Below are 24,351 nucleotides of genomic sequence, written 5' to 3'. Positions count from 1 at the left end.
CCACTTTTTCAAATTATTTTCGTTTAGGCTTTTTGCCCGCCAAACCTGTTGGGCTCTTGCTTTGCTGCCCTCCCGTTTGGTGTGGTGCGCATTATAGGGAGAATGAGAAGCCGCGCAACCCCTTTTTCAATATTTTTTAGAAAAAACGTTCTTTTGATTGAAATACCATCAAAAAACAAAAAGGAGAGTATAAAAACTCTCCTTTTAGCCACAAATCACTAACAATTAGATAAATGCGTACGCATCACCATACATGTGATCAGACTTAGCTTGCTTGTTTTGCGTGAACTGTTCACGTGCAGCGCCAGCCATTTCGAAACGGCCTGCTATATAGATATCGAAATCAGCCAGTGAATCAAAATCTTCACTCACCGCTTGAAGTACGTTGCCTTGTTTACCGGTCCACTCAGCCAAAGTTTCTTCAATAACAGGAATGAACTGAATGCGCTCATGAGCATTAGCGATGTCAGTTAGCTCTTGTTTGGCATATAGCTGAGCCTCATCGCGACCACCCCAATATAGATAGATAGGCTGCGCAATGTTTTGGCTGATGCAGTGATCAAGAATAGAACGTACATAGCTAAAGCCTGTGCCACCGGCAATCAGTAGAATTGGGCGTTGGCTATCTTCACGAATCCATGCTTCGCCATGAGGGGCATCAATCTGAATGTCGCCACCCACTTCAAGTGCATGCTTCATTGATTCAACCACTTCTAGCGCATAAGCATTGTGCTCCGCAGCACCAATGTGGAGTTCGATCTCGCCTTCATGACGGCAAGGGCTGCTAGCAATAGAGAACGGACGCTTGTCGGCCTCACCCATTACTACCATTAAATATTGACCTGCTTTAAAGCTAACAGGCTGTTCTGGGTGCAGCAAAATCTGATAGGTATTCGCTGCTAAAGGCTCAATAGACTTAACTTTACAATTGATGGTCATGGTTTATCTCTTTTACTCGTCTCCAAAGGTGATCACCAAATCACTCTTTGGATAAGCAAGGCAGGAGAACATCCAACCTTGCTGCTTTTCTTTCTCGGTAAGTAATGGTTCCAAATCATAGTCCACCGTACCCGACTCGATACGGCATAAACAAGAAGCGCAGGCCCCCACCTGGCAGCGGTGAGGAAAAGCAAGATTCTGGTTGAGCGCAGCCTCTAACACTGTCTGCCCTTCTTCGACTATAAACTCAAGGTTTTGAGGCTTGAGCACTACTCGCTTTGTCATAGGATATTGAGTTCATCCCAAATGCTGTCTATCTTTGCAACCAATGCTGGGTCTTTTTTAATTGGTATGCCCCACTCACGCGTCACTTCGTCTTCAAGTTTATTGGTTGCATCTAAATAAGCTCTAGAGGTGCTATCGTTGACCAGCAATGTATCTCTGGACGGGTCCATTCTCGTGGTGATCGCCCAAATCACGTCATTCCAATCACGCACGTTCACGTCTTGGTCGCAGGCAACAATAAACTTAGCCGCCAGATAAGGTGAGAGTATAGTCTCTACTCCTTTCATTACCTCAATAGCTTGACCTGCGCGTTGCTTATCTAGAGTCAGCAGTACCATACGATTTGTACCCGTTCCCGGTGCAATATACAAGTCAGTCACTTCTGGATATTGAGCTGTAACCTGTTTCGTCAATAAGGTTTCATCCCAACTATTCGAGCGCTCGATATCTTGTGCCGTTTGATACTTGGCCGCCTCCAGCTCCAACTCTGCATCCCACTTAATTGTGGCATCCAGTCCCATTTTGGAACCTAAACCGGTAAGCGGTGATGCAAAGTCCAAAGAATCTATTGGCGTGCTTTCAATCATCAAGGTATCGCGACTCGGTACCATATGATCATTCATAGCTTGGGTGACTTGCTGCCAGTCGCGGCCATTGACGCTTTCATCACATACAATGACAAACTTGGTGTACATGAACTGACGCAAGAAAGACCATACCCCCATCATCACACGCTTAGCATGCCCTGGGTATTGCTTCTTCATGGTTACTACCGCCATGCGATACGAACATCCTTCTGGCGGAAGATAGAAGTCTTCAATTTCCGGGAACTGCTTTTGCAAGATAGGCACAAAGACTTCGTTCAGCGACACCCCGAGTACTGCCGGTTCATCTGGCGGGCGGCCTGTATAGGTGCTGTGATAGATAGGGTTTTCACGCATAGTAATGTGCGTAATGGTAAAGACGTGGTGCTTTTCTTTTTCGTTGTAGTAGCCTGTGTGGTCTCCATACGGACCTTCATCGGCAAATTCTTGCGGATCGATATAACCCTCAAGAACAATTTCGGCACTCGCTGGCACTTCAAGATCGTTGCTAACCGATTTGACCACTTCGGTACGTTCGCCGCGCAGCAATCCCGCAAACGCATATTCAGACAAAGTATCCGGTACGGGGGTGACCGCCCCAAGGATGGTGGCCGGGTCGGCGCCAAATGCGACTGAGACTGGGAACGGTTTTCCGGGATTACTTTCCATCCAGTCTCTTAGATCAAGCGCCCCACCACGATGTGCCAGCCAGCGCATGATGATCTTATTCTTGGCTATCTTCTGTTGGCGATAGATACCTAAATTTTGACGCTTCTTATTCGGACCTTTGGTGACCGTGAGTCCCCAAGTTAGCAAGGGTGCGACGTCATCAGGCCAACAACTCATCACTGGGATTTTATCAAGGTCGACCTCATCACCTTGCCAAACGACTTGTTGGCAAGCAGCCTTACGCAGCCTTTTGGCCGGCATGTGCAGCACTTTCTTAAATAGAGGGATTTTATTGATCGCGTCTTTAAAGCCACGCGGTGGCTCAGGTTCTTTTAAGTAGGCCAGTAGTTTACCCACTTCTCTAAGCTCTGATACCTGCTCTCGTCCCATCCCCATCGCCACTCGCTGTGGCGTGCCGAAGAGATTAGTCAATACCGGCATGTCGTAGCCGATTGGATTTTCGAACAGCAATGCTGGTCCACCAGCTCGCAGAGTCCTATCGCTGATCTCCGTCATTTCATAATCAGGGTCGACGGGATGCGAGATGCGCTTGAGCAGCCCCTGGCTTTCCAGGTGCTGAGTGAAATCACGTAAGTCCTTGTAAATCATAGGGGATACTTCGCCTTGAAAGATGGTGCCATTATATACGTAAATCTATCATCTAGCGAAATGTCCTCTCAACTAACCAAAGAGGCAAACAAATTCAGTTAGTTCGACAACGCCTGCAAAATAAGACTCGATTTGACCTGGCTATTGGTTGAAAGCACATCTCTTACCCAACCACTATGACCATTCTGCGCTAGCTGTGTCGCCACAAAGCTTGCATCTTCGACTCTTGTCATTCGCGTCACCAAGAAGGTTTTCACCTCACTTGGGAGTGGCGTAATTTGAGCAAGCTCAGTGATCGCCTGGCGCTTGAGACTAGGGTTACGTGCCGCTGCCATAATCTGCTTCTGTGCAAACGGTGAAGAGACACTCGCCAGCCTCTCTAGCTCTGCTTGGCTATGATAGTCGGCGCGCATTTTCCACAGTAAGTCATACAAAGCTTCGTCTTCGTTAACTTGAGCCATACGTACTAAGACTCGTGTCGATGGCAACCATTCCGTGATCTTGGCTTCGGTAAGCTGTTGTGTAATGTAGGCGTTTGCTTTGGGTGACAAACTGTCAAACTCTCTAACGAGTAAGTCTTCGCGAATCTTACGTTCATAGTCACTGCCCTGTGACAACCAATCACGCAAAACTAGCTGTTCACTTTCAGCCTGAAGGATGAATTCCAAAGTTTTTTGGTCGCTGTTCCAACGCTTTATGAGACGTGCTGATATGGCGGGATAATTAAAGGCAGGGATCGAAAATTCATAACCATCACCGCGCTCGAGCATAGTATAAGTAGGCGGCAGGGATTTTTGACCTTGTACGAAAATGGCCATTTTAGGGGAAAGAATACGCTCACTCTCTTCAAGATGCTTGAGCAGCAAAAATCTCGCTACCTCTTGTTGAGGCAACGCGAGTCGATTTAACGCAAATCTGAGGCTGTCGGTGTCGTCTTGTTCCACCAACAATAAAAAATCGTCGACTTTCTGCAAAACCACAGGGCTTTGCATCCAGTGATCAACCTCCTGCTGCGTCATTTCCTTAGACGCATAAACTGGCTGTGAAAATGACACTGCCAATACGAGGAGTAAAGACGCTAACCATCCTTGTAGCATATTAACCTCCTGTTAACACACTCAGTATTGTGCGCGCGAAACAGGGGAAGTGCAAACAAAAACGTCACCCCTATGGGGTGACGTTTAAAATTTGAGACTCGTTGTCCGCTTTGCGGACTCGATTAACGATTACTGACGACGCATCGCATCAAAGAACTCATCGTTAGTCTTCGTCATTGCAAGCTTGTCGATTAGGAATTCCATCGCATCGATTTCGCCCATTGGGTGAACAATCTTACGTAGGATCCACATCTTCTGTAGCTCATCGGCTTTCGTCAGTAGCTCTTCGCGACGTGTACCTGAACGGTTGAAATCAATCGCTGGGAATACACGCTTCTCGGCAATCTTACGGTTTAGGTGAAGTTCCATGTTACCTGTACCTTTAAACTCTTCGTAGATAACTTCATCCATCTTAGAGCCAGTATCCACTAGCGCTGTTGCGATGATAGTTAGGCTGCCGCCTTCTTCTACGTTACGAGCTGCACCGAAGAAACGCTTAGGACGGTGTAGTGCGTTCGCGTCAACACCACCAGTAAGAACCTTACCTGATGAAGGTACTACCGTGTTGTAAGCACGAGCTAGACGAGTGATAGAATCCAGTAGGATAACCACGTCTTTCTTGTGTTCAACAAGACGCTTCGCTTTCTCGATAACCATTTCCGCAACTTGAACGTGACGAGACGCTGGCTCATCAAACGTCGATGCCACTACTTCACCTTTAACTAGGCGCTGCATCTCAGTTACTTCTTCCGGACGTTCGTCGATAAGAAGAACCATCAATTCACATTCAGGGTGGTTGTGGGCAATGCTCTGCGCAATGTTTTGCAGCAGCATGGTTTTACCCGCTTTAGGTGGTGCAACGATAAGACCACGTTGACCTTTACCTATTGGAGACGCGAGATCAAGAACACGTGCAGTAATGTCTTCTGTTGAGCCGTTACCACGCTCCATAGTCATGCGCTCATTAGCATGCAGAGGGGTTAGGTTTTCAAACAGGATCTTGTTACGTGCGTTATCTGGCTTGTCAGCGTTAACAGTGTTTACTTTTAGAAGTGCGAAATAGCGCTCGCCATCTTTTGGTGGGCGAATCTTACCGGCAATCGAGTCACCTGTACGCAGGTTGAAACGACGGATCTGACTTGGAGAAACGTAGATATCATCTGGGCCAGCAAGGTATGAACTGTCTGCGCTACGCAGGAAACCAAAACCATCTTGAAGAATCTCTAAGACCCCGTCACCAAAGATATCTTCACCACTTTTCGCATGGGCTTTTAAGATGGCGAAGATGATGTCTTGCTTACGCAGACGAGCTAAGTTTTCCAGACCAAGAGATTCGCCAAGTTTAACGAGCTCAGAAACAGGTCTGTTCTTCAATTCTGTTAAGTTCATTGTGGTGGATGTTTGTTTAGTCAAAATAGGATCTGTTTTGTTGTTAAGAAGGATTTGGTCACAGGATCGACCAAGAAGTGAACACTTGTTTAATTAACGTGCGATAAATTATCACTAAAAAAGAGTCTAGTCTAGCTTTGAAAAAAACAAAACCGTGTATTTGTTAAGATACACGGTTTTCGTTACTTCTCATTATAAGTTCTCGTCTAAGAACTCTTTTAGCTGAGTTTTTGACAGTGCGCCAACCTTAGTTGCTGCCACTCCGCCATCTTTGAAAAGTAGTAGCGTTGGAATGCCACGAATACCAAACTTAGGTGGAGTACCTGCGTTTTGGTCGATGTTTAGCTTGCCGATAGTGAGTTTGCCTTCGTACTCATCTGCGATTTCATCGAGGATTGGGGCAATCATCTTACAAGGACCACACCACTCCGCCCAGAAGTCAACAAGAACCGGGCCTGCAGCATTAATTACGTCAGTTTCAAAACCGTCATCCGTCAGCTGCAAAATCTTTTCACTCATCTTTCACTCCGATATTTTTTGTATTGATGAGATAATCACCAACAATTAGATCTCCTATTGGAATGTATTTACCTTCGTATTGCAAGCTTAAGCTGATATTCTATACCGATGAAAAAGACGCATATCACAGAGCAAAAGTTCGCCGATTTAGATTTGCACCCGCAAATCATTGAAGGATTGGAAAAAAAAGGGTTCGAATACTGTACCCCTATCCAAGCCTTGGCGCTGCCGGTACTGCTCGCCGGCCAAGATATTGCAGGACAGGCCCAAACCGGGACGGGGAAAACGCTTGCGTTTCTCACTGCTACCTTTAACCATCTGTTAAATACGCCTGAACATGAAGGCCGCAAAGCGACACAACCGCGCGCGATCATCATGGCTCCAACGCGCGAACTTGCTATCCAGATCCACAATGATGCCAAGCCGCTCATTGAAAGCACAGGTCTGAAAACAGCACTTGCGTATGGTGGTGATAGCTACGACAAGCAACTTGCTAAGCTGGAACAAGGCGTCGATATTCTTATCGGTACCTGTGGTCGTATTATCGATTTCTACAAGCAGCGTGTTTTTAACCTCAACAACATTCAGGCTGTAGTGCTTGATGAAGCCGACCGTATGTTCGACCTTGGCTTTATTAAAGACATTCGCTTTTTGTTCCGCCGTATGCCTGAGCCTAAAGACCGTCTCAACATGCTGTTCTCTGCGACCTTGTCATACCGTGTACAAGAGCTTGCGTTCGAACACATGCATAACCCTGAGCACGTGGTTGTTGAGCCTGAGCAAAAGACGGGTCACCGCATTCAAGAAGAGCTGTTCTACCCATCAAACAATGAAAAGATGGCCCTGCTGCAAACGCTGGTAGAGGAAGAATGGCCGGATCGCGCTATTATCTTCGCTAACACCAAACATAAATGTGAAAAAGTATGGGGTCACCTAGCCGCTGACGGCCATCGCGTTGGTCTTTTGACTGGTGATGTACCACAGAAGAAGCGTGAGAAGATCCTTGAGCAATTCACAAAAGGTGATGTGGACATTCTGGTTGCGACGGACGTTGCAGCACGTGGTCTACACATCCCTCAAGTGACGCACGTATTCAACTACGACCTACCTGACGACTGTGAAGATTACGTTCACCGTATTGGCCGTACAGGTCGTGCTGGTGCAAGTGGTCACTCAATCAGCTTTGCTTGTGAAGAGTACGCGATCAACCTGCCAGCGATTGAAGAGTATATCGAGCACTCCATTCCAGTGTCTGACTATGACTCAAGCGCACTGTTGACCGAGCTGCCTGCGCCACTCGTAATGAAGAGCCGCAACTCAGGTCCTCGTCGCACGAATACAGGTGGCTCACGACCATCAAATAGAAAGCCTCAAAGAAGGCCAAGATCACCAAGGTCGTAATAGACCGAGATCTGACATAAGCAGTAATCTGAACAGGAAGTAAGCAGTTTTTATGAGTCTCGCAGTGAATTCTTCACCTTTGTATGCGGCTATCGATCTTGGCTCCAACAGTTTCCATATGTTGGTTGTACGTCATATCGATGGCAGCATTCAGACCATGGCCAAGATTAAGCGCAAGGTGCGTTTGGCCGCAGGCCTTGATGATGAGATGGCCCTCAGTCAAGAAGCGATGCAGCGTGGTTGGGATTGTCTTAGTCTTTTCGCGGAAAGGCTGCAAGACATTCCAAAAGAAAACATCCGTATCGTCGGTACCGCAACACTGCGTACCGCGACTAATGTCGATGTATTCCTAACCAAGGCTAATCAAATATTGGGCTACCCAATCCAAGTGATCAGCGGTGAAGAAGAAGCGGCGACCATCTATAAAGGTGTGGCTCATACGTCTGGCGGCACTGGCCGTCGCCTTGTGGTCGATATTGGCGGTGCTAGTACCGAGCTTATTATTGGCGAAGGGTTCGAGCCAAAAGCGTTGACCAGTTTGAAAATGGGCTGCGTGACTTGGCTAGAGCGTTTCTTCAAAGACCGCCAGCTAAACAAAGCCAACTTCGAACGCGCTATCGAAGGCGCCAAACAGACACTCGCCCCAATTCTAGAGCAGTATCAGGGATTGGGCTGGGACGTGTGTGTGGGTGCCAGTGGCACAGTTCAAGCTCTGCAAGAGATCATGCTGGCGCAAGGTATGGATGAGGTCATCACTCATGCCAAACTCAAGCGACTGCAAAAACAAGCGATGCAAGCCGATCATCTTGAAGAGCTCGATATTGATGGTCTAACGCTGGAACGGGCTTTGGTTTTCCCAAGCGGCCTGTCGATATTGATTGCCATATTTGAGCTACTCAATATCGACTCCATGACGCTTGCGGGCGGCGCGCTGCGTGAGGGTATGGTGTATGACATGGTTAAAGAGCTGCAACAAGATGACATTCGTGCGCGCACGATTAATAGCGTGCAAACCCGTTGTCAGCTCGATGTGGAATACGGCGATCAAGTTGCGGCTACTGCCACCAGCTTATTGGTGAGCTGTGGTAACGAAAGCTGGATTGAAGAGCCACATGCCATTGCACTGCTTGAAGCAGCATCAAAACTGCATGAAATCGGCCTCACCTTAGACTTTAAAAAGGCCGGTGAGCATAGTGCGTACTTACTTCAGAACTTAGATTTGCCGGGTTTCACTCGTGCGCAAAAGCATCTGCTAGCTGAAGTGGTTCGTCGATACAAAGACCAACTGACACCACTGCCATCGCAGCATGCTTTGTCTACACAGAGTGCGGAGCGAGTTCTGAGATTGTTGCGCTTATCAGTGATCATTACTCACCGCCGTCAGCGTGATCTGCAGCCTCAATTTGCGGTGCAGTGTGAGGGCAACAGCCTAACGCTCTCTATTGATAAGCAGTGGTTAGAAGCCCATCCACTGTCAGCGGCAGAGCTTGAAATCGAGTCTAACCGACAATCAGATGCCGGTTGGCCACTGACGATTCAGGCAGTCTAAGCCTGATTCAAGCGGCTCAAGCTGATTACTGTGAAAAAAAATCCCGAACCAAACCGTTCGGGATTTTTTACATTTTGCTTCTAGAGACTCATTAGGCTTTTACGCCTGTTACCTTTAACTCTGGGTTCACTGCTGTCAGCTTCTTCACCAAGAAATTGAGCAGCACGCCGTACATTGGTACAAACAGACCAAGACTAATCACCAGTTTGAAGCCGTAGTCGACCAAGGCGATCTCCGTCCAGTGCTCTGCCATAAACGGATCTGGGCTTTGGTAGAATGCGATAGCAAAGAAAGCCAGCGTATCCAGCGCGTTACCAAACAGTGTTGAACATGTCGGAGCCACCCACCACTGCTTCATTTGGCGCAGACGGTTGAAAACATGCACATCTAGTATTTGTCCCAGCAGGTAAGCCATAAAGCTTGCCGCAGCGATACGAGCAACAAACAGGTTAAATTCACCCAAGTGCCCAAAGCCTTGGAACTGCCCTTCAAAGAACAATACCGATAATCCATACGACACCGCCAACGCAGGCAGCATGACTAAGAAGATGATCTTACGGGCTAAACCAGCACCAAAGATACGTACGGTCAGATCGGTCGCAAGGAAAATGAATGGGAAAGTAAATGCGCCCCACGTGGTGTGGAAACCGAAAATAGTAAACGGTAGCTGCACCAAGTAGTTACTGGATGCGATGATCACCAAGTGAAATAGAACGAGAAATGTCAGAGCTTTGCGCTGCTGCACAGGAGAAAACGGATTCATATTGTACCTTTTTCGTTTTGCTTGGGGTTGAGGGAACCCAAGTTGAGGCAAAGCCTCGAGTGACTAATAAAATGGTTTATTGTGCCTGCTTGTTTAACTCATTGTTTGATTAACTAAGCTCAGCGGCGGGCGATTATACATTAATCAATTTGACGCGCAATAGAGGATAATAGAGCAAACGTTTTCGAGCTAACAACTGAATGCATTAGGTCAAAAGCCGCGACGAAATAGACCAGCTAAGAAATCAAACTCTTCTTTGCTCGCCGAAATATCCAAGGCCTCAAACCACATTGACTCACTGTAATGCTCGCCTTTTAGCAGCATACGACAACCTTCAAAATCCACCAACCAGGTATGAATGTCCGCATCCCACTGCTTTTCTACTACCGTTGCTGAAAGCTGGCCGAGCATCGACACCGCTAGCGAGTCAAAACTATCAAAGTCAAAGGAAGGCGTGATGATAAGCAGTTTACCTTCCTGTTCAATATATTCACGAAGACCAAAATCAGCCATGACCCGTCAAATGCTCCTGTATTAAGTCGAGGAATGGATCCGCATACTTTTCAAGCTTGCGCTCACCCACCCCGTTCACAGCGAGCATTTCACCGTACGAGGTCGGTAAAATTTCCGCCATATCAATCAAGGTCGCGTCACTGAACACCACATACGGTGGCAAGCCATCTTCATCAGCAATCGACTTACGCAGTTTACGTAGTTTGGCAAACAGCTTCTTGTCGTAGTGTTTCGACGCCAGCTTATCGGATTTCGCGCTGCGCGCCGCAGTATCGAGTCTTGGTACAGCAAGCTCTAGCGTGGTTTCACCGCGCAGAAGAGGACGCGCTTCCTCTGTCAGTTGCAACGTCGAGTTACGAGTGATGTTTTGGCTCAGTAACCCTTTGTGCACCAACTGTCTAAAGATACTCACCCAGTAATCGTGGCTATGATCGCGGCCAATGCCGTAAGTGGTGAGTTTGTCATGCCCATGCTCGCGAATACGGATATTTGACATACCACGCAGCACCTCTACCACGTAGCTGATACCAAAGCTTTGATTGACGCGATAGACACATGAAAGCGCCTTTTGCGCCTCTTGGGTGGCATCAAAATGCTTAGGAGGATCCAAGCAGATATCGCAGTTACCACAAGGCTGCTCGCGGTACTCACCAAAGTAATTAAGCAGTACCTGACGACGACAGGTTTGCGCCTCCGCAAACGCACTCATGGCGTTAAGCTTATGACTCTCGACCTGCTTTTGTGGTCCTTCAGGCTTTTCATCCACCATGCGGCGCAGCCAGCCCATATCAGCAGGATCGTAAAGCATCATCGCTTCTGCGGGCAAACCATCACGTCCTGCTCGGCCGGTCTCTTGGTAATAAGATTCGATGTTGCGCGGGATATCAAAGTGAGCAACGAAACGTACGTTCGGCTTATTGATACCCATACCAAAGGCCACCGTTGCCACCACAACCTGAATGTCATCACGCTGAAACGCATCTTGAACATAAGCACGCTCATCGGTATCCATACCAGCATGATAGCCTGCCGCTCGGATATGGTTGCCACAAAGCTTTTCGGTGAGCATTTCCACTTTCTTACGGCTACCACAATAGATGATTCCGCTGCCGCCCTTGTTCTCGCCAAGAAAGCGCACGATCTGCGAGACCGGCTTATGCTTCTCTACCAAGGTGTAACGGATATTAGGTCTATCAAAACTGCCCAAGTATTCGTGCGGGTTTTGTAGATTAAGCCTGTGGATGATGTCTTTGCGAGTGGCATCGTCGGCCGTTGCTGTCAGCGCCACAACGGGTACATAAGGAAATTGCTCTTTTAGTCGACCGAGCGCGGCATACTCAGGGCGAAAGTCGTGCCCCCACTGAGAAATACAGTGCGCTTCATCCACAGCAATCATCGACAGCTCAATATGCTCTAGACGCTCAATAAAGTCGTGCATCAACACGCGCTCTGGCGACACATACACCAGCTTGATCTGCCCGCTGTTCATGCGGCGATAGATATCAATCAACGCCTCTCTCGACTGAGTCGAGTTAATACACTCTGCAGCAACGCCGTCAGCCTTGAGCTGGTCGACTTGATCTTTCATCAGGGAAATCAGTGGCGAGATAACCAAGGTCACGCCGGGTCTCACCAAGGCAGGGATCTGATAGCACAGAGATTTACCGCCACCGGTTGGCATGATCACGAGGCCATCGTTGCCCGCAATAGCACTGTCGATAACTTCTTGCTGTCCCGGACGGAACTCTTGATAGCCGAAAACGGACTCTAAGACCGACTGCGAACTGGGTAGTGATTCAGATTGTTCTGCAGCGAGTACGGCTGTCATGCAATATCCTGATGAAAGTCTTTGATGGGTCGAAAACGCTACATTGTAGAGGGGTTGTCACTTGAAGGAAACTCAATTTGCTCTGCGGGATGAAGAAAAAGTAGCTTCAGATCGAGCATTAAATAGTCCAAAACACCACAACACGTTATACTCAAACGCTTTCCTCCCCCTTTTAGGTCACAGACCTGCTCTTGAGAAAATTTGCATGTCATTAGAAGAACAGCAAAGAGCCAAACAAGGCGTACTGCTCGCCATCGGTGCATACACAATGTGGGGTATCGCCCCTATCTACTTTAAGGCACTAGGTAGCGTTTCTCCCCTAGAAATTCTCAGCCACCGAGTGATCTGGTCATTTGTGTTGCTGACTGTCTTGCTGCATTTTGGTCGACGCTGGCGCAGCGTTCGCGATGTGCTGCGCTCTAAAAAGAAGATGGGCTACCTTTTCACCACCGCACTGCTCGTTGGTATTAACTGGCTTATCTTTATCTGGGCGGTTAACGCCAATCACATGCTCGATGCTAGCCTGGGTTACTACATTAACCCGCTCATCAACGTGATACTCGGCATGCTGTTTTTAGGTGAACGACTTAGAAAACTGCAGTGGTTTGCGGTCGCACTTGCCACCATCGGTGTACTGATCCAGCTAATTGCATTTGGTTCGGTACCCGTTGTTGCCCTCGCACTAGCAATGAGCTTTGGCCTGTACGGTTTGCTGCGTAAGAAAGTCAGTTTAGATGCGCAAACCGGGCTATTCATTGAAACCTTAGTGATGTTGCCAGCTGCCGCCATTTATGTGCTATTTATCGCGGATACGGCGACGTCAAATATGATGGATAACAGCACGACACTGAATCTCCTCCTTATCTCTGCAGGTATCGTTACCACGCTACCACTATTGTGCTTTACCGGTGCGGCGACACGCTTGAAGCTGTCGACTCTTGGCTTTTTCCAATACATTGGCCCGAGCTTAATGTTCTTGTTGGCCGTACTCGTGTATGGCGAAGCCTTTACCTTAGATAAAGCGCTCACCTTTGCCTTCATCTGGGGTGCATTGGTGGTATTTAGCTTCGATGGACTAAAAACCAATCGCAGCAATAAGAAGACAATGGCTAAAACTCAGTAATACAGATACAGAAAACAATGAACGAAATCACTATTCTAGTCACTCTCGCCACGGTGCACTTTGTTGCCCTCATGAGCCCGGGCCCAGACTTTGCGCTCGTGGTACAAAATGCGACTCGATTTGGACGCCAGACTGGCTTTTATATTGCCCTGGGGCTGTCATTTGGCATCTTGCTGCACTCTATTTTCAGTCTAACGGGCGTGAGCTATGTCGTACATCAGCACCCAACACTGTTTGCCGTGGTGCAAATCGCTGGCGGCAGCTATTTGCTTTACCTCGGTATTGGCGCCTTACGCTCCGTATGGGGTAGATGGGCACAGCGCCACCAGCCAAGTGACCTTGCCAATGACCCTAGTCTTCTGCTTTCTAGCCGAAGACAGGCGTTCTCTCGCGGCTTTACCACCAATATTCTCAACCCGAAAGCCTTGGTGTTCTTTATTAGTTTGATGTCTAGCTTGGTGCCATCAACCATGTCGATTCCGGGTAAAGTGGCGGCTCTCGTAATTCTATGGTCGCTTTCCTTGGCTTGGTTCTCGTTTTTAGCCTGGGCGCTATCGACTAAGCGCATGCAGCGTAAGCTTGGATCAGCGGCTATCTACATTGATGGGCTATGTGGTGTGCTGTTTTCAGGGATTGGTGTGACCATCTTCACTCAGGTGATTTCCGGCCTTTAGGGTATTTTGCGCCATTCGACACGCAGCGTGTGCGAGATCTCTCACAAAGCCTTAGGTGTTTATCGCTTCGTGCTACAAGCATTCACCCCTAAAACGAGCTAACCATTTGTTTTTATTGGAATGGAGATAATTTCGCTTTGCTGAGGTAGTGGATTATTACCGTTTAACTGGATTGCTCCGAGGCCAGTTTCGTTTAATATTAACCATGTCGGAAGGATGCTGACACGGAACAGGAAACGCTCACGGATTTGGGCATCTTCAGGAAGAAGATACGGTTATTCAGGATGAATGATCGGCATGGAAAGCAAATTGGACATTGAATGGACGCAATAGTAACTAGGATGGTTACTACTAAGGAAAGACAATGGACACCTCTGGATGAGGCAAGGACTTAGCATCAGGATGATGTCAGGGACACCGCTCAGGGAACAAGTGAAGTGCGCTAACGAGGATTGTTAGCAGATCAGGATAAGATCATTAGGACACCGCTAGGAAGGCGACGAAAGGACTAAGCTGACGGATTACAGCACACTATCATGGATTAGATGCATGGAGCACTTTTAGTAGCCGGATTGCTGCGAGTAAGACTATAACCCCGATGGGCGCAAGCCCTCGGGGTTTTTCTTTGTCTGCGATTTAGCGATTTAGCGATTTAGCGATTTAGAACAAGGCTCAACCTAGAACACTAGATACAAAAAAGGAGCCCATCGATAAGCTCCTTTTGGTTAAACGCTCATGTTGAATCGTTTACAGCTTTTCCAGCTTGGCGTACTGCGTCACCAGCCATTTAATACCTTCACCGTTAAAGGCAACTTGTACGCGGCTTTGTGGGCCACTTCCTTCAAAGTTGATGATGGTTCCTTCACCAAATTTAGGGTGCATGACACGCTCACCCAGATTGAAGCCCGTTTCGTTGAAGTTATTCTTCACTTCCGTTTGGCTAAAGCGTCCCGTTGTCGTTGGACGGCTGACTTGCGCCTTCATGCGAACTTCTTGCAAGCATGTCTCTGGCAGCTCTCTGATAAAACGAGACGGCTTATGATATTTGTCTTGTCCGTAAAGACGACGCATCTCTGCGTAGGTGATGAATAGCTTCTCCATCGCACGCGTCATACCCACATAACAGAGGCGGCGCTCTTCCTCTAACCTGCCCGCTTCTTCCGCCGACATCTGGCTAGGGAACATGCCCTCTTCAACCCCCACCATAAATACCATTGGGAACTCGAGACCTTTGGCACTATGCAGTGTCATTAGCTGCACCGCATCATCAAACTCATCGGCTTGACCTTCACCAGCTTCTAACGCCGCGTGAGTTAAGAACGCCGTCAGCAGCGTCATATCTTCCGCTTCTTCAGGTTTCTCAAACTGACGCGTTGCGGTGACGAGTTCTTCCAAGTTTTCAATGCGCGCCTTAGACTTCTCGCCCTTCTCTTGCTCGTACATAGCAAATAGCCCAGAGGTCTTAATCACATGGTCAGTTTGCTCATGAAGCGGCGATTCAAACGTGTCGTCTTCGAGTGCATTGATAAGCTCAATGAAACGCGATAGCGCGCCAGCAGCACGCCCAGCAAGAACCTTTTCATCCAGTAGTGCAATACTCGCTTCCCATAGCGTTGCCCCGCGATCGCGAGCGGCAAAACGAATGGTATCTAGAGTTTTATCCCCCAACCCACGAGTCGGTGTATTCACAATACGTTCAAATGCGGCATCGTCGTTGCGATTGGCCATCAAGCGCAAATAGCCCAGAGCATCTTTGATCTCTTGGCGCTCGAAGAATCGCATACCACCATAGATACGATATGGCAGTTGCGCTTGAATCAAGGCTTCTTCTAAAACACGGGACTGGGCGTTGTTTCGATATAGCATGGCGCAATCTGTCAGACTGCCACCTTTATCAAGCCACTCTTTGATTTTACCCACGGCAAAACGCGCTTCATCCAGCTCGTTATACGCAGAGTAAACAGAAATCTTTTCACCCTCGTTACCTTCCGTCCATAGCTCCTTACCCATACGTTCAGTATTGTTGGCGATCAGCTCGTTGGCAGCTTCAAGGATGGTTTTAGTGGAGCGGTAGTTCTGCTCAAGGCGAATGGTTTTCGCACCTAGGTACTCATCTAAGAACTTCTGGATATTCTCGACCTTAGCACCACGCCAGCCATAAATAGACTGGTCATCATCACCAACAATCATCACCTTACAGTCAGCGCCGGTCATCATGCGCAGCCAGGCGTACTGGATGTTGTTGGTGTCTTGAAACTCGTCCACCAGAATGTGTTTGAAGCGCGCTTGGTAGTGCTCACGAACAAACTTGTTATCACGCAGCAGCTCATGGGCACGCAGCAGGATTTCTGCAAAGTCCACCAGCCCAGCACGATCACACGCCTCTTGGTACGCGGTGTAGATCTGCAAATAGGTCTTAGTCACAGGATCTTGGTAGCTATCGATATGTTGAGGTCGTAGCCCCTCATCTTTCTTACCATTAATCCACCAAGCTGCCTGACGTGCTGGCCATTGCTTCTCATCCAGGTTCTGCGCCTTGATGAGACGTTTTAACAGCCTTTGCTGATCGTCGGTATCAATGATCTGGAAATCTTCTGGAAGCTTAGCATCGAGATAATGCGCACGCAGGATGCGGTGACAGATGCCATGGAAAGTGCCGTTCCACATACCAGAAGCACTGCCCATCATCAGCTCTTCAATACGCCCTCTCATCTCTGCTGCCGCTTTATTGGTAAAGGTCACAGACATAATGGAAAACGGAGAGGCGTTCTCAACCGACATAAGCCAAGCAATACGATGCACCAGAACGCGCGTTTTACCACTGCCTGCACCGGCAAGGACGAGCATGTGCTCTAAAGGGGCTGCAACAGCTTCACGCTGCTTGTCATTGAGACCGTCGAGAAGAAGAGAAGGATCCATGATGAGTCTTAGCTACTGGTTATTTATACATATCCGTTGATTATAACTCAAACAGTCTCACCATTTCAGAAAATTTTCTTAATTTTAAATTTAAAAAAATTGGATACAAATCAATGGTATATACTAGCATTTAACATTATTACAAAGTTTTTTTGATCTTTTTGAAAGATTTTTGTTTGGCTTCCTATCCTATTGGATAAGCAAGTCGCAAACAGTGACCTGTGAAAATAAACCACATGGATCAAGTCTCGAGGAAAGTACTATGAAAACTACTAATCTAGCTATCACTGCAGCAGTTACCGGTCTAATCGCTCTTGGCGGCGCAACACTAGGCGCAGCACCAGCACACGCAGCAGATAAAGAGAAATGCTACGGCGTATCAAAAGCTGGGAAAAACGACTGTGCAACAAAAACCAGCTCATGTGCAGGTACTGCGAAAGAAGATAACCAGAAAGATGCCTTCGTTGTTGTCCCTAAGGGTCTATGCGGCAAACTGGTTGGTGGTAGCACAGAGTCTGCGTAGCCGTCCCGCGTGCTAGAAGCGACAATGCTATCAGCATAGCTTGATTGTAACTTTGTCTTCACTTTGTTTGTTCATACGTTTTCAAGTTACAACAAGACCGGAGGGGCGTAACGATGCGCCCCTTTCGTTTTCTACAAGTTACCCACAAAATCAAACAGATCAGGGAGATCATCATGGATCGAAGTCGTGCCTTTCAGCTTGTTGGTGTTGGATTACGCACACCACACCTAGACTACTTTGAGCAGCATGCTGATAAGGCAGGATGGCTTGAGATTCATAGCGAAAATTATTTCCTATCGCATACCGCTGAGTACCGTCAGTTAAAGGCGATTCGCGATCAGGTCAATATCAGCTGTCATGGTATCGGTCTTTCTTTGGGTTCGGCGTCAGAAGTAAACACTCAACACTTACATCAGCTCAGACGGCTCATCGATGACATTCAGCCATTTGCTGTTTCGGATCACCTAAGTTGGAGTGAGCACGGTGGGCATTATTTTAATGACTTGCTGCCACTTCCCTATACGGAAGAAGCGTTGATACTGTTTTGTCGCAATGTGCTTCAAGTACAAGATGCAATTCAAAGGCCGCTATTAATTGAGAACCCATCCAGCTATTTGCGATTCAATCACTCGACGATTCCAGAATGGGAATTTCTCTCCGAAGTGCAACGTCGTACTGATTGCCGTCTGTTACTCGACCTAAACAACGTGCATGTCTCTTGCTTCAACCATGGCTACGATGCAAATCGCTATCTTGCCGCTGTCGATCCAACGACCGTAGACGAGATTCATTTAGCCGGTTTTACCCGTAAGCAGCTTGAGCAAGGTGAAATTTGGATTGATACCCACAGTGCTCGGGTATCGGACGAAGTGTGGGAGTTATATCGAGAGTGGAACAGTTCAAACGCTCCAGTCCCTACACTCATTGAGTGGGATCTCGATATCCCCGAGCCGCAAGTGCTACTCGAAGAAGCCGAGAAAGCGATCGATATTCTCGTTGAGAACAGCACAGAAACATTGAGGAGCGCATAATGAATCCCAGCGAACTAAGTCTTAGTGAACTGCAATCGGCCTTCAGTCGCTCACTCTGCCAAACTGATAGCAGCATCCACCAATATATTGTCGGCGACCACTTTAGTGCCGATGATCGTATGCAAGTCTATCGCAATAATTTTGTCATTAGCCTAGGTGAAGTACTAGCAGTCTGCTATCCAATGACATTACAGCTCGTGGGAGAAGAGTGTTTCCAGTCCATGGCCAAACACCACATCATTCATCATCCCCCACAAACAGGCAATGTCGCTGACTATGGGGAAGGCTTCGCGCACTCCGTATCCGAGTTGGACAACATCACAAGCGCGGCTCCCTATTTAGTCGATGTCATGACGCTAGAATCAGCTATTGATGCACTTAATCAATGTCCGTTAAGCAGCATTAATGATGACATCGAGCCGCTCGTCAACATGAGTCTAGTACCAGAAACACAACACAGTGAGCTTGTGTTTCATGTGAAACCAAATCATCGTTTGATGCAGTCTGAGTTTGCTATCGCGAGCCTTATAGAGGCAATTCACAACGAGCAGCTCGATGATTTCAATATCAATCAACCCGAATCCGTGCTCGTCACAAAGCAAGGATTGGCATCCCCTACCATACATGTGATCGACGAGACTAGCTTTCAATTGTTGGTCGCTTTATCTCACCAGCAGCCACTTAAGTTCATTGATCCTGCTCTCCTAACGGCACTACCAAGTATATTCGCCTTGGATGTTGTAGCTGGATTTACTCTGCATAACGAGCACACCGCAAGGAGCATGACATGAAATCAACACTCTCTAATTGGCTAGTCAGCTACGATAAGCTAATCGATACGCTTCAAGCAGGCTTTGTACCCTTGCTGTTACTGTTCTGCCGTCTCTGGGTCGCTTGGGTTTTCTTTAATTCTGGACTAACCAAGATTGCGTCTTGGGACAGCACGCTTTATCTATTTGAGCTGGAGTATCAAGTGCCGATTTTACCCTGGGAGTTGGCAGCATATATGGGTACTGCAGCAGAATTGATCCTGCCGGTGTTTGTTGCTCTCGGTTTATTTACTCGACCAATGGCAGCTGTCTTGTTTGTGTTTAATATCATTGCCGTTGTTTCATACCCACTGCTTTGGGAAAAAGGGTTCTATGACCACCAACTCTGGGGCTTGATGATATTAGTCGTCGTCGTATGGGGACCTGGACCTATATCTGCAGATAAAGTCATTCGTTCACAGATAAAATAATCTGTTGATTGAATAATGTAGGAAGTAAAAAGCCCGGTATAAATATACCGGGCTTTTTAATAAAACGATGGATTACTTGTTCGCAAGAAAGGCTTTTAATTCTTCAGCTGAAATGCCTTGTTCTGCCAATTCTTTGGCGAGTGACTCTACCTGCTCACCTTTACGAGATTCAATGACTTGCTGAAATTGATAAACAATATCTCGCAGTATATGGATTGGTACCTGTTTAGCGGCACTGCGGATACGCTCTTCACTTTGGTTACCCAATTCATTGAGCAACTTACCAAACATGATTTTTTCTGGAGATTCTTCCATTTGCTCGAGAACACGAGCCATTTCGTACGTTGTCAAAGACATTACTGCGTTTATCCAGTTATTAATTAATACGGGGTATATAGAGCTAAATATACACCCGTTTTTTCAATTGGGAAAACTAAATCGATTTTAAATTAGCCGATTTTTACAGTTTGATGCCAGCCTTTACCAACTTTTGTCTTGAGGATAATTAGTGCAGGCAGCACAAGCCACATTTGTAGTGCAATCATATAAGGTGCTTCTAAACCCATTCGCTGCATGATACCAACCAAGAGACCAGCACCACTCATCTGGAACAAACCAAGTAGCGCAGCAGCTGTGCCAGCTTTATCGCCAAATGGTGCTAACGCCTTACCCGCCGCGGCCCCCAATATAAGGGCAAAGCCTATCGATGAAAGAATGACTGGAACCATAAAGGATGCCGGTGTGTAGAACTTCGCTCCCCAAACCATCGCCGCGCCAGCTGTCAGTAAAGTAACAATACCGAGTTGCAGCGTTTTGTGGGTACCCACCTTGTCCATAATCTTTGGCGCTAACATACAGGCAGCAATGTTAAACACGGCATTAAGACCGAACCAGAACGTAAAGGCGTTCATCGACAACCCCATTTGTTCCATCAAGACTACGGGAGCAGACGTCACATAGGCAAGAATAACCCCCATCGCCAGCAAACATAGCGTGGCATGAAATAAGAAAGTTGGTGTACTAAGCACCTGTGTGTAGCGAGACAAAGCAAAGTACTTTTCGCCAATTTGAGCAGGATTGGTCTCACGCATGTTAAGCAGAACTATGCCTCCAACCATAAGTGCAAACCCCGCCATAAAGCTGAAGTTTGCGCGCCAGCCAAATTGCTGTGTTAAATAACTACCCAAGATTGGAGCGAGTGCAGGAATAAAACAAATGGCTCCGTTAAGGTAACTGATCATTTTTCCACTGCGCTCTGGCCCATACATATCGCGAACGGTTGCAAAGGCCGCTACAGATGTCGCGCACGCACCTAAGCCTTGTAGCAACCTTGCGGCAAGCATCCACTCGATAGATTGAGCTGCCCACGCCAAGCAAGCACTCATTCCGTAGATAGCGATACCACCAAGGGCAACCGTTCGACGTCCTAGTTTATCGGCAAGTGGCCCTGCAAAGAGTTGACCCACACCCATCGCAATCAAAAACCAAGTGATCGTGTCCTGAGCACGAGTATGTGCGACATCAAAAGATGAAGAGATCTGCGTCAATGCTGGCAGATAAATATCAATAGCCAAAGGGCTAAAAAATACCAACATGACGAGCGCTGCTACTTGGACTTTAGAAGGGGTGTTATTCAAAGGTCGCCTCTTACCGATAGAATGTGTTCAATTGGGATGTGATTCTATATTCGTTATGATATGAGCAGAAATGGTTTATACTCATTAGCATTATTCCTGAAAGGAATTTCTCACTATGAACTTAGAAAAGCTGAGTCGGATCGATCTCAATTTATTGCTCTGTTTGTCGGTTCTCTTAGATGAATGCAATGTGACTCGGGCAGCAAATCGATTGTGCCTAACCCAATCCGCGGTCAGTAAGTCTCTATCCAAACTACGTGAGTTGTTTGATGACCCGCTATTTACTCGTCATGCTCATGGGTTGTCTCCCACACCTCGCGCCCTTCAGCTTAAGCCGAAACTTGATATTTTGGTGGCTCATATGCAGTCGATTACTGCGCCACCAGAGTTTTCGCCGACCACCAGTGAATACCGTTTCCACATTGCAGCTGTAGAGAGCGTCTACCCTCTCATCATGCCGCATTTCTTACCTGCGATATTCAGTCAAGGTCCTAATCTCAGTATTAGTACTCATGCTTGGAACGAATCGACGTTTGAGCAGATGCAAAAAGGCGAACTCGATCTTGGTATCACTGGTAAAGACATTGATATTCGAGATGCAATCCGCACTATGGTCGCCCCAGACGATATCCAAGAACTTGAGGTGTATAGAGACAATCAGATGTGTCTGGTTCGTGCAAACCACCCTATTCATTCTAAGCCTTGGAACCTAGATACCTACCTTTCCTTGCGACATGTACAAGTACGCTGTGATGGAAGCGACCGCTGGCTGTTGGATTACAAACTCGCTGATATGGGTAAAGAGCGTGATATCGCCATTACGGTTCCTGACTTTAATAATGCAGCGGCCCTTTGCAGCTACACCGATTTTGTCTTTACCGCACCGAGGCATTTTGTTCATTTGGTCGCTGAGCAAATGGGACTGAGAGTCTTGCCACTGCCCTTAGAGTTTCCTCCAATGGCCTACACCTTATTTTGGCATAAAGACAGAGACCGCGACCCGGCTCTAAACTGGCTTATCGACATCATTCGTCAGAAAACATTGCACTTAAGATAACGAACCAAATTTGATCGTAGTAACTATTGGTGGATAGTTTCATCTGAGCATAGAATCGATTGTATATCATCCGTAAAAGCGCTAGCTTATAGAGCAAATAATAGTAAGGTGACACGCTTCGCCGAGACAAAGGAACTACAGATGCAGGAACAGATTTCTCGCCGAGTTGAACAGATTCAATCTTGGCTCACCGACAATAACTTGGATGCGTTTATTGTTGCCCATGAAGACGAGTACTTGGGCGAGTATGTCCCAGCTCACAACGAGCGACTTCACTGGCTAACGCAGTTCACTGGGTCAGCAGGTGCAGCGGTTATCACTCGCCAATCAGCCGCTATTTTTGTTGATGGTCGCTATACGGTACAAGTTCGCAAGCAAGTTCCAGCAGGTACTTTTGACTACTGCCACCTTATTGAACAACCACCACTAACATGGACTATGGAGTCAGTTGAGCTTGGTGCTCGCATTGCCGTTGATCCACGCATGCATAGAGGGAGTTGGTATCAAGGCGCAATTGAGCAGCTTGCAGGTAAGTACGAGCTCGTTGCTGTTGATGAAAACCCGATTGATCTATTCTGGAGCGACCGCCCTGACGCTCTGCTAAGTAACGTTCGTTTGATGCCTTTAGACAAGGTTGGTCAAAGCAGTGAACAGAAGCGTAAGACGCTTGCAGAGTCACTGAGCAAGTCTGGTGCCGATGCCGCCATAATTACTGAGCTAGACTCTATTTGTTGGATGCTCAACATTCGTGGTCTCGACGTTTCACGCCTACCTGTTTTGCTTTCCCATGCCATCCTGTACTCCGATGGTAAAACGCAGTTCTTCATCGACCCATTTAGAATCGAAGACCGTGAAGCCTTCAATTCTCACGTTGGGCAAGGCGTAGAAGTTTGCCTCCCTGAAACTTTAGAGAGTGTCCTTAAAACTCTAGAAGCCAAAAAAGTCACGTTGGACCCAGCGACAAGTAACGCTTGGTTCAAGCTCAAATTAGAGCAATACGGTGCATTGCTGCTGGAAATCGCCGATCCATGTTTGATGCCAAAGGCCGCCAAGAATTCTGTAGAAGTTGAAGGCATGAAACAGAGCCACATTCGTGATGGTGCTGCGATGACCAACTTCCTCTGCTGGCTTGATGCAGAAGTTGCAGCTGGTAATCTGTATGACGAAGCTGTACTTGCTGACAAGCTAGAAACCTTCCGCCGCGCAGATGCAAGCCTTGTCGACCTCAGCTTTGATACCATTTCGGCCTCAGCTGGTAATGCTGCTATGTGCCATTACAATCATGAGAACCAGGAAGTACCAGGCCCAATCATTCAAGATACCTTGTACCTTGTAGACTCAGGTGGTCAGTACCTAGACGGCACGACAGATATTACTCGCACCATCGCAATCGGTACGCCTAGTGACGAAATGAAGCGTCAGTTTACACTGGTACTAAAGGGTCATATCAGTCTCGCATCTGCACTCTTCCCGAGAGGAACTTGTGGTCACCAGTTAGATGTATTAGCTCGCCAGCATTTGTGGGCAAATGGCTTCGACTACGACCATGGTACAGGTCATGGTGTGGGTCATTTCCTGAGTGTTCATGAAGGACCACAGCGCATAGCCAAGGCTGTCAACAATACTCCCCTGGTTCCTGGCATGGTGTTGTCAAATGAGCCGGGTTACTATCGTGCAGATGAGTTCGGTATCCGTATAGAGAACCTTGAGCTTGTTGTCGAAAAGGCAACAAATGGTGATAGCGTAATGTACGGTTTTGAAGCGTTGACTCGCTGCCCAATCGACAAACGCAATATCGTGACAGAACTGCTCACCGAAGGCGAAAAGGCTTGGTTGAATCAGTATCATCAAAAAGTCTGGAGCGACGTCTCTCCATTAGTCGAGGGGGAAGCTCTGGTGTGGCTAGAGGAAGCTTGTAAGGCACTCTAAGATTAATCCGTTAGATAAAGAAAAGGCGCTGGTTTACAGCGCCTTTTTTCGTTGTTTCACGTGAAACATGTAA

22 protein-coding genes are annotated in these 24,351 nt (G+C 47.4%); 10 read left to right on the top strand and 12 right to left on the bottom strand.

Annotated elements, in window-relative coordinates:
* Positions 1–225: 225 nt before the first annotated feature.
* The 6 genes from fre to trxA form a co-directional block, all read right to left on the bottom strand.
* Positions 226–939 carry an NAD(P)H-flavin reductase gene (fre, locus tag AC6I8U_RS00290; protein WP_234494929.1) on the bottom strand — a complete coding sequence of 238 codons (714 nt, stop codon included), beginning with the start codon at positions 937–939 and terminating at the stop codon, positions 226–228.
* Positions 940–951: 12 nt separating this feature from the next.
* Positions 952–1,224, bottom strand: a complete 273-nt coding sequence (locus AC6I8U_RS00285) for a 2Fe-2S iron-sulfur cluster-binding protein (RefSeq protein ID WP_234494928.1) — start codon at positions 1,222–1,224, stop codon at positions 952–954.
* Positions 1,221–3,086: a 4-hydroxy-3-polyprenylbenzoate decarboxylase gene (gene ubiD, locus AC6I8U_RS00280; protein WP_498017419.1), complete on the bottom strand. Its 1,866-nt coding sequence runs from the start codon at positions 3,084–3,086 to the stop codon at positions 1,221–1,223. Before ubiD ends, AC6I8U_RS00285 begins: the two co-directional genes overlap by 4 nt.
* Positions 3,087–3,184: 98 nt before the next feature.
* Complete coding sequence (locus AC6I8U_RS00275; protein ID WP_498017418.1) at positions 3,185–4,183, bottom strand: hypothetical protein; 999 nt, start codon at positions 4,181–4,183, stop codon at positions 3,185–3,187.
* Between the two features lie 129 nt (positions 4,184–4,312).
* Complete coding sequence (gene rho, locus AC6I8U_RS00270) at positions 4,313–5,572, bottom strand: transcription termination factor Rho (protein ID WP_042478896.1); 1,260 nt, start codon at positions 5,570–5,572, stop codon at positions 4,313–4,315.
* A gap of 192 nt (positions 5,573–5,764) precedes the next feature.
* Positions 5,765–6,091: a thioredoxin TrxA gene (trxA, locus tag AC6I8U_RS00265; protein WP_042478899.1), complete on the bottom strand. Its 327-nt coding sequence runs from the start codon at positions 6,089–6,091 to the stop codon at positions 5,765–5,767.
* Between the two features lie 108 nt (positions 6,092–6,199).
* Here trxA and rhlB point away from each other — a divergent pair, with 108 nt between their 5' ends.
* Positions 6,200–7,492 (top strand): ATP-dependent RNA helicase RhlB, encoded by a 1,293-nt coding sequence (gene rhlB / locus AC6I8U_RS00260; RefSeq protein ID WP_042478900.1) that lies wholly within the window; start codon positions 6,200–6,202, stop codon positions 7,490–7,492.
* 52 nt (positions 7,493–7,544) lie between these two features.
* The gene (gene gppA / locus AC6I8U_RS00255; RefSeq protein WP_498017417.1) at positions 7,545–9,041 is read left to right on the top strand and encodes a guanosine-5'-triphosphate,3'-diphosphate diphosphatase; all 1,497 of its coding nucleotides are present in this window, start codon (positions 7,545–7,547) and stop codon (positions 9,039–9,041) included.
* 91 nt (positions 9,042–9,132) lie between these two features.
* Here the strand turns inward: gppA and AC6I8U_RS00250 are convergent, their stop codons facing one another.
* The 3 genes from AC6I8U_RS00250 to recQ form a co-directional block, all read right to left on the bottom strand.
* Complete coding sequence (locus AC6I8U_RS00250) at positions 9,133–9,804, bottom strand: 7-cyano-7-deazaguanine/7-aminomethyl-7-deazaguanine transporter (protein WP_498017416.1); 672 nt, start codon at positions 9,802–9,804, stop codon at positions 9,133–9,135.
* Positions 9,805–10,014: 210 nt separating this feature from the next.
* Positions 10,015–10,317, bottom strand: a complete 303-nt coding sequence (locus AC6I8U_RS00245) for a DUF3630 family protein (protein ID WP_128649908.1) — start codon at positions 10,315–10,317, stop codon at positions 10,015–10,017.
* Positions 10,310–12,145 (bottom strand): ATP-dependent DNA helicase RecQ, encoded by a 1,836-nt coding sequence (gene recQ, locus AC6I8U_RS00240; RefSeq protein ID WP_042503160.1) that lies wholly within the window; start codon positions 12,143–12,145, stop codon positions 10,310–10,312. Before recQ ends, AC6I8U_RS00245 begins: the two co-directional genes overlap by 8 nt.
* Before the next feature lie 205 nt (positions 12,146–12,350).
* Here recQ and rarD point away from each other — a divergent pair, with 205 nt between their 5' ends.
* Both rarD and AC6I8U_RS00230 read left to right on the top strand, forming a co-directional pair.
* The gene (rarD, locus tag AC6I8U_RS00235; protein WP_498017415.1) at positions 12,351–13,268 is read left to right on the top strand and encodes an EamA family transporter RarD; all 918 of its coding nucleotides are present in this window, start codon (positions 12,351–12,353) and stop codon (positions 13,266–13,268) included.
* A 17-nt stretch (positions 13,269–13,285) separates the two neighbouring features.
* Positions 13,286–13,942, top strand: a complete 657-nt coding sequence (locus tag AC6I8U_RS00230; protein WP_112478781.1) for a LysE family translocator — start codon at positions 13,286–13,288, stop codon at positions 13,940–13,942.
* A 747-nt stretch (positions 13,943–14,689) separates the two neighbouring features.
* Here AC6I8U_RS00230 and uvrD read toward each other — a convergent pair.
* Entirely contained in the window at positions 14,690–16,864 is a 2,175-nt protein-coding gene (gene uvrD, locus AC6I8U_RS00225; protein WP_498018291.1) for a DNA helicase II, read from the bottom strand.
* A 259-nt stretch (positions 16,865–17,123) separates the two neighbouring features.
* On the opposite strand from uvrD, the gene AC6I8U_RS00220 reads away from it, so the two are divergent.
* From AC6I8U_RS00220 to AC6I8U_RS00205, 4 genes are all read left to right on the top strand, one after another.
* A complete protein-coding gene (locus AC6I8U_RS00220; RefSeq protein WP_042478904.1) occupies positions 17,124–17,384 on the top strand; it encodes a BufA1 family periplasmic bufferin-type metallophore in 261 nt (86 codons plus the stop codon).
* A gap of 173 nt (positions 17,385–17,557) precedes the next feature.
* Positions 17,558–18,415 (top strand): MNIO family bufferin maturase, encoded by an 858-nt coding sequence (gene bufB / locus AC6I8U_RS00215; RefSeq protein ID WP_498017414.1) that lies wholly within the window; start codon positions 17,558–17,560, stop codon positions 18,413–18,415.
* A complete protein-coding gene (locus tag AC6I8U_RS00210) occupies positions 18,415–19,206 on the top strand; it encodes an HvfC/BufC N-terminal domain-containing protein (protein ID WP_498017413.1) in 792 nt (263 codons plus the stop codon). The genes bufB and AC6I8U_RS00210 overlap by 1 nt, the downstream gene beginning before the upstream one ends.
* Positions 19,203–19,655 carry a DoxX family protein gene (locus AC6I8U_RS00205; protein ID WP_042478909.1) on the top strand — a complete coding sequence of 151 codons (453 nt, stop codon included), beginning with the start codon at positions 19,203–19,205 and terminating at the stop codon, positions 19,653–19,655. Before AC6I8U_RS00210 ends, AC6I8U_RS00205 begins: the two co-directional genes overlap by 4 nt.
* 72 nt (positions 19,656–19,727) lie before the next feature.
* Here AC6I8U_RS00205 and tsrA read toward each other — a convergent pair whose 3' ends face one another.
* Together tsrA and AC6I8U_RS00195 are read right to left on the bottom strand one after the other, a co-directional pair.
* The gene (gene tsrA, locus AC6I8U_RS00200; RefSeq protein ID WP_042478912.1) at positions 19,728–20,012 is read right to left on the bottom strand and encodes an H-NS-like global regulator TsrA; all 285 of its coding nucleotides are present in this window, start codon (positions 20,010–20,012) and stop codon (positions 19,728–19,730) included.
* Between the two features lie 92 nt (positions 20,013–20,104).
* On the bottom strand, positions 20,105–21,250 hold the full coding sequence (locus tag AC6I8U_RS00195; protein WP_498018290.1) for a multidrug effflux MFS transporter: 1,146 nt from the start codon (positions 21,248–21,250) through the stop codon (positions 20,105–20,107).
* A 157-nt stretch (positions 21,251–21,407) separates the two neighbouring features.
* Between AC6I8U_RS00195 and AC6I8U_RS00190 the strand changes: the two genes are divergently transcribed.
* Positions 21,408–22,349 carry a LysR family transcriptional regulator gene (locus AC6I8U_RS00190; RefSeq protein WP_498017412.1) on the top strand — a complete coding sequence of 314 codons (942 nt, stop codon included), beginning with the start codon at positions 21,408–21,410 and terminating at the stop codon, positions 22,347–22,349.
* 141 nt (positions 22,350–22,490) lie between these two features.
* Positions 22,491–24,278, top strand: coding sequence for an aminopeptidase P family protein (locus AC6I8U_RS00185; protein ID WP_498017411.1), 1,788 nt, complete (start codon positions 22,491–22,493; stop codon positions 24,276–24,278).
* Positions 24,279–24,351 lie beyond the last annotated feature (73 nt).

Source organism: Vibrio sp. KUL80 (assembly GCF_059725495.1).
Note: the sequence above shows the minus strand (reverse complement) of the source record. Positions and strands in the feature narration are given on the sequence as shown.

Coding starts and splice junctions, on each gene's coding strand:
- fre (WP_234494929.1), bottom strand. CDS start 939: ATGACCATCAATTGTAAAGTTAAGTCTATTGAGCCTTTAGCAGCGAAT.
- AC6I8U_RS00285 (WP_234494928.1), bottom strand. CDS start 1,224: ATGACAAAGCGAGTAGTGCTCAAGCCTCAAAACCTTGAGTTTATAGTC.
- ubiD (WP_498017419.1), bottom strand. CDS start 3,086: ATGATTTACAAGGACTTACGTGATTTCACTCAGCACCTGGAAAGCCAG.
- AC6I8U_RS00275 (WP_498017418.1), bottom strand. CDS start 4,183: ATGCTACAAGGATGGTTAGCGTCTTTACTCCTCGTATTGGCAGTGTCA.
- rho (WP_042478896.1), bottom strand. CDS start 5,572: ATGAACTTAACAGAATTGAAGAACAGACCTGTTTCTGAGCTCGTTAAA.
- trxA (WP_042478899.1), bottom strand. CDS start 6,091: ATGAGTGAAAAGATTTTGCAGCTGACGGATGACGGTTTTGAAACTGAC.
- rhlB (WP_042478900.1), top strand. CDS start 6,200: ATGAAAAAGACGCATATCACAGAGCAAAAGTTCGCCGATTTAGATTTG.
- gppA (WP_498017417.1), top strand. CDS start 7,545: ATGAGTCTCGCAGTGAATTCTTCACCTTTGTATGCGGCTATCGATCTT.
- AC6I8U_RS00250 (WP_498017416.1), bottom strand. CDS start 9,804: ATGAATCCGTTTTCTCCTGTGCAGCAGCGCAAAGCTCTGACATTTCTC.
- AC6I8U_RS00245 (WP_128649908.1), bottom strand. CDS start 10,317: ATGGCTGATTTTGGTCTTCGTGAATATATTGAACAGGAAGGTAAACTG.
- recQ (WP_042503160.1), bottom strand. CDS start 12,145: ATGACAGCCGTACTCGCTGCAGAACAATCTGAATCACTACCCAGTTCG.
- rarD (WP_498017415.1), top strand. CDS start 12,351: ATGTCATTAGAAGAACAGCAAAGAGCCAAACAAGGCGTACTGCTCGCC.
- AC6I8U_RS00230 (WP_112478781.1), top strand. CDS start 13,286: ATGAACGAAATCACTATTCTAGTCACTCTCGCCACGGTGCACTTTGTT.
- AC6I8U_RS00220 (WP_042478904.1), top strand. CDS start 17,124: ATGAAAACTACTAATCTAGCTATCACTGCAGCAGTTACCGGTCTAATC.
- bufB (WP_498017414.1), top strand. CDS start 17,558: ATGGATCGAAGTCGTGCCTTTCAGCTTGTTGGTGTTGGATTACGCACA.
- AC6I8U_RS00210 (WP_498017413.1), top strand. CDS start 18,415: ATGAATCCCAGCGAACTAAGTCTTAGTGAACTGCAATCGGCCTTCAGT.
- AC6I8U_RS00205 (WP_042478909.1), top strand. CDS start 19,203: ATGAAATCAACACTCTCTAATTGGCTAGTCAGCTACGATAAGCTAATC.
- tsrA (WP_042478912.1), bottom strand. CDS start 20,012: ATGTCTTTGACAACGTACGAAATGGCTCGTGTTCTCGAGCAAATGGAA.
- AC6I8U_RS00195 (WP_498018290.1), bottom strand. CDS start 21,250: ATGTTGGTATTTTTTAGCCCTTTGGCTATTGATATTTATCTGCCAGCA.
- AC6I8U_RS00190 (WP_498017412.1), top strand. CDS start 21,408: ATGAACTTAGAAAAGCTGAGTCGGATCGATCTCAATTTATTGCTCTGT.
- AC6I8U_RS00185 (WP_498017411.1), top strand. CDS start 22,491: ATGCAGGAACAGATTTCTCGCCGAGTTGAACAGATTCAATCTTGGCTC.